The organism is Protofrankia sp. Cr1, assembly GCF_963555865.1.
Taxonomy (GTDB): Bacteria; Actinomycetota; Actinomycetes; order Frankiales; family Frankiaceae; genus Protofrankia.
Genome location: NZ_CAUVXO010000028.1, coordinates 18,180 through 22,050, shown reverse-complemented (window position 1 = coordinate 22,050; position 3,871 = coordinate 18,180). Strand labels below are relative to the sequence as shown.

At 66.3% G+C, this 3,871-nt stretch carries 3 protein-coding genes; 1 reads left to right on the top strand and 2 read right to left on the bottom strand.

The annotated features are described in order from the left end of the window. Both U9980_RS04815 and U9980_RS04810 read right to left on the bottom strand, forming a co-directional pair. On the bottom strand, positions 1 to 1,068 hold a 1,068-nt coding region (locus U9980_RS04815), incomplete at its 3' end, for a TolB-like translocation protein (protein WP_322766863.1). Continuing rightward, positions 1,065 to 2,312 carry an MFS transporter gene (locus U9980_RS04810; protein ID WP_322766862.1) on the bottom strand — a complete coding sequence of 416 codons (1,248 nt, stop codon included), beginning with the start codon at positions 2,310 to 2,312 and terminating at the stop codon, positions 1,065 to 1,067. The genes U9980_RS04810 and U9980_RS04815, both read right to left, overlap by 4 nt. A gap of 508 nt (positions 2,313 to 2,820) precedes the next feature. Here U9980_RS04810 and U9980_RS04805 point away from each other — a divergent pair. Then, on the top strand, positions 2,821 to 3,871 hold a 1,051-nt coding region (locus U9980_RS04805), incomplete at its 3' end, for a N,N-dimethylformamidase beta subunit family domain-containing protein (protein ID WP_322766861.1).

The window sequence follows — 3,871 nt, the reverse complement described above, 5'->3', positions numbered from 1 at the left end:
GCCGGTCTGCACGAAGGCCGGTGACCACGCCTGCGCCACCAGGACCGCAGGGGTGCCGGAGCCGTCCGCGGGCACCCGCCATACATCATTGATCACGCTGTCCTGATCCGATGTCCTGGGCAGGCCGTAGGTAACGGTGTTCTGGTCGAACCAGGCGGCTTGGTCGTCGACACTGCGGGTCTCGGCGAGCGGCGTCTCGCGCATGGTCGCGAGGTCCAGCACGGTAAGCCGCCACTGCACGAGCGTGCCCTGGGCACGTTTCTTGAAGGCGATCCTGGTTCCATCCGGTGACAGGGACGGGCACTCGACGTTGGTCGTCAGGGTACGCAGTGTCCGCCCCCTGACGCTGCCGACCACGAGATAGGTCTGGCCACCGGTGGCCAGCGTCGCGTAGAGGCGGTCGTCGTCGCGGTCGAAGGTCACTCCCCAGAAGTTCGCGTCGGTGGGGTGGAGCTCTTTGCCGTCCCTGGTGACGGAGAACGACTCGAGGTTACCGATCTCTCGTCCGGCGGAGACGTCGTAGAGCGTGGTGGCGGTTGAGAAGCCGCCCGTGGCGTAGGAGTGGCCTGACACGAACGTGGTTACCGCAGCCAACCGGCCGTCGGGCGACAGCCGGGCCCGGCTCGGGATGCCCACGATGTTGAAGCCGTGCTGCACCTGCATCTTCGCGTCGAACGTGAACGCCTTGTAATTGGTGTAGATGCCCGGGCTCGCGGCCAGACACAACCCCACCGTGGCGACCATGTCGACGCGGTCGCACTGCAGGCTTGTGACGACATGCGGACCGCCCAGGTCGTCGAGTTTCGCCACGGACACCTCGCCGTAGGTGGGTCCCCGTTCGCTACTGCGGAAGACGACCACCGGGGTGGCCAGGATCGAGCTCAGGTCGGCCGGGCGCAGGCTGGCGTCCTGGGCCGCCACCGGGGATGAACGGCGGGAGACGGTGATGCCGTAGGCGAGCGTCGCCGCCACGGTGCACAGCACGACCGCCGCGAACACCGCGTGGCGGCGCCGTCGGTTGCGCCGTGGCGTCGTCGGTTCGGCTGGTGATCTGGTGGTGGCAGTCATGTCGTCCTCCGCAGGGCTGACCATGCAATGGCAAGCGTGACGGCGAGGAGCACGGCCGCCGCCGTCAACGCGGTTTCCACGCCCGCGATCGTCCACAGCGCGCCGAAGAGGAACGAGGCCACGAGCTGACCGAGCGACACGCCGGTCTGGACCAGCGCGAGGCCGGTGGTACGGGCGCCGGCGGGTAGCGCGGCACTGGTGAGTGCGGACAGGACGCCGTCGGTCGCGGCGTAGTACAGGCCGAGGAAACCCAGGCAGCACAGTAACGCGGTCATTCCCCGTACCGGCGAGAGGAGCGTGGCGTAGACGCCCAGCAGGGCCCCGAAACCGCCGAGAAACACCCTGGCCCGTCCGATCCGGTCCGCCAGCCGACCGAGCGGAACCGAGGCGAGCAGGTACGTGCCGGATGTTCCGGCCGCGAGCAGGGGGAACATCGCCGGCGTGATCTCCAGCGTCTGCTGGAGGCGAAGGTAGATGAACGCGTCGCCGATGGTTGCCAGCGCCGGCGCGCAGCCGGCCACCAGGATCCGGCGCAGCCTGCGGTCGGTCACAGCCGTCGCGATGGCACGGGATGTCATCTTCGGTGACACTGCTGGTGACACTGCTGGTGACACTGCTGGTGACACTGCTGGTGACACTGCTGGTGACGATTGGGGTGAGGGCGCCGAAGCCGGGCGTCGGTCGACGAATGACAGCAGGACGGCCACGCCGATCACACCAACGCACGCGCTGACCGCGAAGACCAGGTGGTAGCCCCCGGGAACGGTTGACAGCACGGCGAATGCCGCCACCGGGCCGAGCATCGCGCCGAAGGTGTCCATGGCCCGGTGCACTCCGAAGGCGAGCCCAAGGTCGCCATCGGTGGCGGCCAGTGACAACAGTGCGTCCCGCGGTGCGGTGCGGATGCCCTTACCCACCCGGTCGGCCACGATCGAAGCGGAGACGACCGTGGCCGAGCCGCCGGGCACGAGCAGGGCGAGCCGGGACAGCACCGACAGCGCGTAGCCCGCCGCGGCGACGTCACGGTGTCGTTCGAGGCGGTCCGAAACCACGCCCCCCGCCAGCCGGACCACCGCGGTAACACCCTGGTAGAGGCCATTGACGACACCGACCTGTAACGGACTGAAGCCGAGAGAAAGCACGAGGTACAGCGGCAGGACCGCGGTGACCATCTCGGTGGACAGGTCGGTGAGCAGGCTGGTCATGCCGAGCATGAACACGACCGGGCCGACGGCCAGGCCCACGCGTCCTCGGCGCGACCGGGCCTGATCGGGCGTGGTGCCCGGTGTGTGGGGCGGTGGACCGTCACGCAGCGTTGAGTACAAAGGCTCTTCCCCCTCCGGCCAAGCCGAAGAACCAACTGTCCGTGTTCGCCACAATATTATGGTGGAAATCTTGACAAGTTTATGATCCGGTGTTGGTCGGATGTCAGGCTGTGTGCCGGTAATGGGTTGATTTTCTGATTACCGCCACAACATGTGGCCTCGGCCTGGATATGCAGGGCTATATAGGGTAATTTCTCATAGTCGGGCTCCGGTAGGGGGGTGGCTCGGCGTCCAGGAGGGGCTGCCCCATCCGGAGGTTGGCGCGGTGTGGCGGTGATACCGCGGCAGGCGGGCCACGGCCGGGGGGCTGAGGGTCGAGCATGCCATGCCGATACATCACCGAATGTCGGGCTTCGTCATCCTGGAGGGTAGTGCGCGATCCGCTGACGTTCTTCCGGGGGCGTCTGGGCAGGTAGGAGTCCGGCAGGTGAGCATTTCAAGCCGTGAGGACCCGTTGTCCTCGTTACTGACCGTGCGAAGAGGCGGGGGGTACCGTCAGCTCGTCTCGCCACTGAGCTCACGACTGATCGTCCTGTCGGTAGCGGTCGCGATGCTGATGGCCCTCTCCGTACCGCTGGCATCCCGCGCTCATGCGGCCGACCCGTGCGGTCCTCCGGTCGTCAACCCGATCGCCTGTGAGAACACCAAGACCGGTTCACCGCAGTCGGAGTGGGACACCACCGGCACCGGTGACGACACCATTCAGGGCTTCAGCACCGACATCAGCGTGAACGCCGGCAGCACGGTGCATTTCAAGATCAAAACGAGTGCCAGTGCCTACCGGATCGACATCTATCGCCTTGGTTGGTACGGGGGTGACGGAGCCAGGAAGATGGCCACCGTCAACCACAGCGGCGTACAGAGCCAGCCCGCCTGCCTCTTCTACACCGCCACCAACCTCACCGACTGCGGCAACTGGGCGGAGTCGACATCCTGGGCGGTGCCCGGCAGCGCGGTTTCCGGTGTTTACGTGGCCAAGCTGACCCGTACCGACACTAACGCGGACAATCACATCGTTTTCGTCGTACGAAATGACACGAGCCACTCGGACGTGCTGTACCAGACGTCTGACACCACCTGGCAGGCGTACAACTCCTTCGGTGGAGCGAGTCTCTACCCGGGGCCGATCGGACGCGCATACAAGGTCAGCTACAACCGTCCGTTCACGACCCGTGGCGACGTGCCGGAGGGACGCGACTTCGTCTTCGCCAACGAGTATCCGATGATTCGCTTTCTTGAGCGCAACGGCTATGACGTCTCCTACGCCAGCGGTGTCGACACCGATCGGTACGGCAGCCTGCTGACCAACCACAAGACGTTTCTGTCGGTCGGTCATGACGAGTACTGGTCAGGCCAGCAGCGGGCGAATGTCGAGGCGGCCCGGGACGCCGGTGTGAACCTGGCGTTCTTCAGCGGCAACGAGGTCTACTGGAAGACGCGCTGGGAGCCGAGCACCGAGGGGTCCAGCACCCCGTACC